Source organism: Pseudoduganella sp. RAF53_2 (assembly GCF_052113985.1).
Classification (GTDB): domain Bacteria; phylum Pseudomonadota; class Gammaproteobacteria; order Burkholderiales; family Burkholderiaceae_D; genus Rugamonas.
Genome location: NZ_JBFRDW010000336.1, coordinates 1 through 6,516, shown reverse-complemented (window position 1 = coordinate 6,516; position 6,516 = coordinate 1). Strand labels below are relative to the sequence as shown.

Sequence of the window (6,516 nt, the reverse complement as noted above, 5' to 3'; positions counted from 1 at the left end):
CGGTGAAGATGATCGACGGTGCGGTGTGGGATGGCAAGAACCCCAAGGCTTATGCCGATTCCTTCAAGATCAGGGTATAGGAGATTACGATGAGCGCCATCCTTAATCGCGCCGCTGACGGTGCGCCTGCAGCAGTAGGCGCTGCTGCGCCGGCGCCGGCGCCGTCGCTGCCGGCGGCAGCCAATGACGCAGCGCTGTCCACCCGGAGCGCGCGCATCGCCGCCAAAGGCGTCAATCTCCGGCCATGGAGTGAGCGCATGCGGCCCTTCGCGCTGAAAATTGTACCGCCACTGCTGGGACTTGGTTTGCTGCTGCTGGTATGGCAGATTCTGGCCGCGCAGAACAGCGCTTTTCCGACGCCGCTGGCAACCTGGCGTGAGGCGGTGAACCTGTTCTCCGATCCCTTCTACCGCAAGGGGCCGAACGATCAGGGCATAGGCTGGAACGTCCTTGCCTCGTTGCGGCGCGTGGCACTGGGATTCGGACTCGCTGCGGCAGTGGGCATCCCGCTCGGTTTCATCATCGGACGATTTCAGTTCGTGTTTGGCATGTTCAGCCCGATCGTCAGCTTGCTGAAACCCGTATCGCCATTGGCCTGGCTGCCGATCGGGCTGCTGGTGTTCAAGGCTGCCGATCCTGCTGCGGTCTGGGCCATCTTCATCTGTTCGATCTGGCCGATGATCGTCAACACGGCGGTGGGTGTGCAGCGTGTGCCGCAGGATTACCTGAACGTGGCGCGCGTGCTGAATCTCAGCGAATGGAAGGTCATGACCAAGATCCTCCTGCCGGCTGTGCTGCCGTACATGCTGACCGGCGTACGTCTGGCTATCGGCACGGCGTGGCTGGTGATCGTCGCTGCCGAAATGCTGACGGGTGGCGTGGGTATCGGCTTCTGGGTGTGGGACGAGTGGAACAATATGAACGTGCCGCACATCCTGATCGCCATCGGCGTGATCGGCGTGGTCGGCTTGCTGCTGGAAGTGGCGCTGGTGACGCTGGCCAAAGCCGTGACTTACGAGGAGAAATGAGATGGGCAAGTTCATCGACATCAGCAGCGTGGAAATGATGTTCGGCCGCTTCCACGCGCTGAGCAATGTGCAGTTGACGGTGGAGCAGGGCGAATTCATCACGCTGATCGGCCATTCCGGCTGCGGCAAATCCACGCTGCTGAACCTCATCGCGGGACTGGCCAGGCCAAGCGCGGGCGCCCTGATTTGTGCCGGACGCGAAATCAATGGCCCTTCGCCAGAGCGCGCCGTGGTATTTCAGAATCACTCGCTGCTGCCGTGGCTGACCTGCTTCGAGAATGTCTATCTGGCAGTAGAGCGTGTCTTCGGCGCAAAGGAATCGCGCAATCAGCTGGACGAGCGCACCTGGGATGCGCTGGATCTGGTGGGGCTTACCGCATCCGGTGGCAAGCGCCCTAACGAGATCTCGGGCGGCATGAAGCAGCGTGTAGGCATTGCGCGTGCGCTGTCGATGGAACCCAAGGTGCTGCTGATGGATGAACCTTTCGGCGCGCTGGATGCGTTGACCCGCGCGCATTTGCAGGATGAACTGATGCGCATCGTGGCGCGCACCGGCGCTACGGTGGTGATGGTGACGCACGACGTGGATGAGGCGGTACTGCTGTCCGACCGCATCGTGATGATGACCAATGGTCCGGCTGCCACCGTTGGCGGCATCGTGCAGGTGCGGCTGGAGCGTCCACGCGACCGTCTGGCGCTGGCGCAGGACCCGCTCTACATTGACTATCGGACAAGCGTGCTGGAGTTCCTGTATCACCGCCAGGGGCGGCCCGCCCAAAAAGCCGCATGATGGTTGTCGGGTGGAAACAACAGAAGTGTGGCCTAAGCGCGGCGCTTGCTGCTAAATTGTGGTCTATACAAATGGAGACAAGAGAATGGCCACCGAAGTACCGAAAGTAGCATCGCAGCAGCAACCGGCTGAATACAAGGAAAAACCGCGCCGCACCGAGCGCGTGGAATCCATCATCGACCTGCGCCACAAAGGCGTCCGCACCGGCGTCGCTGCCGGTGGACTATTGGCACTGGTCGGGCTGGCAGCCGTTCTGCTGAATTAAACGATGCGCAGTTCGTCCAGCGGCCAGCGCGGACGGACATTGAAGGCATACTCCCGCTGCGCCGCCTGAGGATTGATCTTCAGGCGCATGGCGCCGGCGAAGGCGATCATTGCGCCGTTATCGGTGCAGAATTCCAGCTCCGGGTAGTACACCTTGAACTTCTTCTTTGCCGCCGCTGCGTTCAGCGACGCACGCAGCTGAGCGTTCGCGCCCACACCACCCGCAATCACCAGACGCTTCAAGCCGGTCTGCTTCAGGGCAGCCAGGCACTTCGCGGTCAGCACATCCACGATCGCGTCCACGAAACCGCGCGCGATATTGGCCTTGTCCTGCTCGCAGACATTGGCGGCGCCTTCGCTCTTCTTCACCACCGTCAGCACGGCCGTCTTCAGACCGGAGAAGCTGAAGTTGAGGTCTTTCGAGTGCAGCATGGGGCGCGGCAGCTTGTAGGCTTCCGGATCGCCGAATTCGGCCAGGCGCGAAATCGCAGGACCGCCCGGATAACCGAGGCCCAGCAGCTTGGCGGATTTGTCGAAGGCTTCACCGGCAGCGTCATCCAGCGTTTCGCCCAGCAGCTCGTATTGGCCGACGCCATCCACGCGCATCAGCTGCGTGTGGCCGCCGGATACCAGCAGCGCCACGAAAGGGAACTCGGGCGGTTCGGACGCCAGCAGCGGCGACAGCAGGTGGCCTTCCAGATGATGCACACCCAGCACGGGCTTATCCAGCGCCATGCCCAGGCTGCAGGCGATCGACGAGCCGACCAGCAGCGCGCCCGCCAGGCCGGGGCCTTGCGTGTAGGCGATGGCATCGACCTGCGCCGGCTTCATGCCTGCTTTGTTCAGCACCTGTTCCAGCAGCGGGATGGCGCGGCGGATATGGTCGCGCGACGCCAGTTCCGGCACCACGCCGCCGTATTCCTCGTGCATCGCCACCTGCGAGTGCAGGGCGTGCGACAGCAGGCCGCGGTCCGTGTCATACAGAGCCAGGCCGGTTTCGTCACAGGAGGATTCAACGCCGAGAACGATCATGGAATTGCCGAAAAAGTGTCAGGGGAATCTGCTATTTTACCTTGCCTTTATTTGTATACGTGTATACAGTTAACCCATGACACGACTTCCTCCTCCCCGGGCCCAAGGCGGGCCGACCATACTGGCTGCGCTGCGCGCATCCATCATCAGCGGCGCGCTGGCGCCGGGTGTGCTGCTGCGCCAGACTGAGTTGGCCGAAGAATTCGGCACCAGCCGCATTCCCGTGCGCGAAGCCTTGAACTCGCTGCAAGCCGAGGGACTGGTTCAGATCGAGCCCAACCGTGGCGCCTACGTCACCACGCTGACCGCCGATGAGCTGCGTGAAATCTTCGACCTGCGCGTACTGTTGGAAACCGACGCGCTGCGCCGCGCCGTGCCGCTGCACAGCGAACGCACCCTGCGCCGTGTGGAAGCGATCCAGCACGAGCTGGATGCGGAAACAGTGCCTGCGGAATGGGTGCGTCTGGACCGCGCCTTTCACGACGCGCTGTATGAGCCGAGCGGCCGTCCACGCACGCTGCAAATGATTGCCGCGCTGCGCGACAGCGTGCAGCGCTTCTATCTCGCCCACCTGGGACCGGATGCGCGCCGCCCCGGCTGGAACGACGAGCACCATGGCCTGATTGCGCAAGTACGCGCGGGCGATGTTGACGCTGCGTGCGCCACGCTGACGGAGCACCTGCGCCACACCGAAGAAATCTCACTGAAGGAGCTATAGATGTCGATTCACACTGCCGAAATCGCGTGGCACCGCCACGATGCCGCCTTTACCGACAAGCGCTACAGCCGTTTGCACAAATGGACCTTCGATGGCGGCGCTGTGGTGCCGGGATCGAGCTCGCCGCACGTGGTGCGTGTGCCGTTCAGCGAACCGTCCGCGGTCGATCCGGAGGAAGCGTATGTGGCGGCTTTATCCAGCTGCCATATGCTGTGGTTCCTCGACATTGCGGCGCGCGAAGGCTATGTCATCGACAGCTACGTGGACCAGGCCGAGGGCCTGATGGCGAAAAATGAAGAAGGGAAGGACGCGGTCACCGTTGTGTCGCTGAAACCGATGGTCGCCTTCAGCGGCGACAAAGTGCCGACCGATACGGCGCTGGAACACCTGCATCACACGGCGCACGAGAGCTGCTTCCTTGCCAGCTCCGTGCGCACGCGGATTGAGGTGCAGGGCAGCTGGACTTACTGAGGACGGCCGCGCAGTTCGCGGTCGGCATCCTTCAGCATCTTCACAGTGGTTTCCCAGTCGATGCAGCCGTCGGTCACCGAGCAGCCGTACTTCAGCTCAGACAGATTGGCCGGGATCTTCTGGTTGCCGCCAACGATGTTCGACTCGATCATCACGCCTACCAGCGACTTATTGCCGTGCACGATCTGGTTGACCACATCGGTCATCACCAGCGGCTGCAGTTCCGGCTTCTTGTAGCTGTTGGCGTGCGAGCAGTCGACCACGATGTTGGCAGGCAGCTTGGCCTTTTCCAGCGCCTGTTCCGCGATGGTCACCGACACCGAATCGTAATTCGGACGGCCATCGCCGCCGCGCAGCACCACGTGGCCGTGGCGATTGCCGCGCGTACGCACGATGGACACCGAGCCCTGGCTGTTAATGCCCAGGAAAGCGTGCGGATTCGAGGCCGACATGATCGCGTTGATCGCGATGGTGATGTCGCCGTCGGTGCCGTTCTTGAAGCCCACAGGAGTCGACAGGCCGGACGACATTTCGCGGTGGGTTTGCGATTCGGTGGTGCGGGCGCCGATGGCGGTCCAGGCGATCAGGTCACCCAGATACTGCGGTGAGATCGGGTCCAGCGCTTCGGTTGCTGTAGGCAGGCCCAGTTCGCAGACATCCAGCAGGAACTGGCGGGCGCGCTCCATGCCGACATCGACGCGGAAGGAATCGTCCATGAACGGATCGTTGATATAACCCTTCCAGCCCGTCGTAGTGCGTGGCTTCTCGAAATACACGCGCATCACCAGCAGCATGGTTTCCTTCACTTCCTCCTGCAGCGCCTTCAGGCGGCGCGCATAGTCCAGGCCCGCGACCGGGTCGTGAATGGAGCAGGGGCCGACGACGACGAACAGGCGCTTATCCTTGCGGTCCAGGATATTGCGCAGGTCCTCGCGGCCCTTGGTGACGGTGGCGGAAGCGGCATCGGTCAACGGCAGCTTCGCGTGCAGGGCCTCAGGCGTAGGCATGGACGCGAAGGAGGTGACGTTAATATTTTCAAGGTCTTGTGCAATCATGATGAGTCTGCTTCAGGCGTTATTTTCTCTTGGGGATCATGTAGTGTAGCCGAAATGCCGTAAACTGGCAGGCATGACAACTTCCACCCCATTCCCAACGGCCCATTTCATCAAAGAGATCGGCCGCGGCGCGCACGGCGCCCGTAGCATGAGCCGCGACGAGGCGCGCGAGCTGTGGACGGCCATTCTCGACGGCCGCGTATCCGACCTTGAGCTCGGTGGCATTCTGCTATCGATGAGGATCAAAGGCGAGTCGGTGGAAGAGCTGGAAGGATTTCTTGAAGCGTCCGAGGCGTCGTTCCCTGCCTTGCGTGCGCCGTCGGGAGAATATGCGCCGGTGGTCATCCCCAGCTACAACGGTGCACGCAAGCTGCCGAATCTGACGGCCCTGCTGGCGCTGCTGCTGGCGCGCGAAGGCGTGCCGGTGCTGGTGCACGGCGTGGCGCATGATGTGGGGCGGGTGGCGACGGCGGAAGTATTTGAGGCCTTGGGCGTACGCGCTGCGGCGTCACCTGCCGAGGCCGAAGTTGCGCTGGCTGATGGGCATGTGTCATTCATTACGATCGACACGCTGGCGCCGCGGCTGGCGTGGATGCTGTCGCTGCGCCGGATTCTTGGCGTGCGCAACTCGACGCACACGCTGGTAAAGATCATGCAGCCGTTCGAGGGGGCGGCTTTGCGGCTGGTGTCGTACACGCATCCTGAATATCTGGAAACGCTGGGCGAATACTTCCAGAAAGCCGCGCCGCCTGAACGTGGCGATGCCTTCCTGATGCGCGGGACGGAAGGGGAGACGGTCGCCAATGCCAACAAGGCGCAGAAGATCGACTGGTTCCACGGCGGCGAGCGGACGGTGCTGGTCGAAAAGCAGATCCTGGTCGAAACGCTGCCCGCGCTGCCTGAAGACAAAAGCGCCGCATCAACCGCCGCATGGATTGAATCGGTCCTACGCGGCGAAATTCCGGTGCCCGACTCGATCGTGCAGCAAGTCGCCCACTGCAAAGAAGTCTCCCGCCGCCTCCGCTAACACATGTGGGCCCGCTAACACCATGGGGTCAGATCCGACATTCGGACATTTTGAATTCTCCCTATGGCGAACTTAGGGAATTTCTATTCGCGTTAGCTCATTAGGCGCGTTTGATGCCATTTCTGGTGGGG

Annotated in this window: 8 protein-coding genes; 6 read left to right on the top strand and 2 right to left on the bottom strand. The window is 62.2% G+C overall.

Annotation, left to right across the window (positions count from 1 at the left end):
* Positions 1 to 89 precede the first annotated feature (89 nt).
* The 3 genes from ntrB (at position 90) to AB4Z11_RS19230 (ending at position 2,083) form a co-directional block, all read left to right on the top strand.
* Entirely contained in the window at positions 90 to 1,028 is a 939-nt protein-coding gene (gene ntrB, locus AB4Z11_RS19240) for a nitrate ABC transporter permease (RefSeq protein WP_442026955.1), read from the top strand.
* A gap of 1 nt (position 1,029) precedes the next feature.
* The gene (locus AB4Z11_RS19235) at positions 1,030 to 1,818 is read left to right on the top strand and encodes an ABC transporter ATP-binding protein (RefSeq protein WP_442026954.1); all 789 of its coding nucleotides are present in this window, start codon (positions 1,030 to 1,032) and stop codon (positions 1,816 to 1,818) included.
* 85 nt (positions 1,819 to 1,903) lie between these two features.
* Complete coding sequence (locus AB4Z11_RS19230; protein ID WP_442026953.1) at positions 1,904 to 2,083, top strand: hypothetical protein; 180 nt, start codon at positions 1,904 to 1,906, stop codon at positions 2,081 to 2,083.
* Here the strand turns inward: AB4Z11_RS19230 and tsaD are convergent.
* Entirely contained in the window at positions 2,080 to 3,114 is a 1,035-nt protein-coding gene (gene tsaD, locus AB4Z11_RS19225) for a tRNA (adenosine(37)-N6)-threonylcarbamoyltransferase complex transferase subunit TsaD (RefSeq protein ID WP_442026952.1), read from the bottom strand. The two genes, AB4Z11_RS19230 and tsaD, sit on opposite strands and share 4 nt — an antisense overlap.
* Before the next feature lie 76 nt (positions 3,115 to 3,190).
* Here tsaD and AB4Z11_RS19220 point away from each other — a divergent pair, with 76 nt between their 5' ends.
* Together AB4Z11_RS19220 and AB4Z11_RS19215 are read left to right on the top strand one after the other, a co-directional pair.
* On the top strand, positions 3,191 to 3,832 hold the full coding sequence (locus AB4Z11_RS19220; RefSeq protein WP_442026951.1) for a GntR family transcriptional regulator: 642 nt from the start codon (positions 3,191 to 3,193) through the stop codon (positions 3,830 to 3,832).
* Positions 3,833 to 4,303, top strand: a complete 471-nt coding sequence (locus AB4Z11_RS19215; protein ID WP_442026950.1) for an OsmC family protein — start codon at positions 3,833 to 3,835, stop codon at positions 4,301 to 4,303.
* Here AB4Z11_RS19215 and AB4Z11_RS19210 read toward each other — a convergent pair.
* On the bottom strand, positions 4,297 to 5,358 hold the full coding sequence (locus tag AB4Z11_RS19210) for a 3-deoxy-7-phosphoheptulonate synthase (RefSeq protein ID WP_442026949.1): 1,062 nt from the start codon (positions 5,356 to 5,358) through the stop codon (positions 4,297 to 4,299). The genes AB4Z11_RS19215 and AB4Z11_RS19210 overlap by 7 nt on opposite strands.
* A 73-nt stretch (positions 5,359 to 5,431) precedes the next feature.
* Between AB4Z11_RS19210 and ybiB the strand changes: the two genes are divergently transcribed.
* Positions 5,432 to 6,385 carry a DNA-binding protein YbiB gene (gene ybiB / locus AB4Z11_RS19205; RefSeq protein ID WP_442026948.1) on the top strand — a complete coding sequence of 318 codons (954 nt, stop codon included), beginning with the start codon at positions 5,432 to 5,434 and terminating at the stop codon, positions 6,383 to 6,385.
* The last annotated feature ends 131 nt before the right edge of the window (positions 6,386 to 6,516 follow it).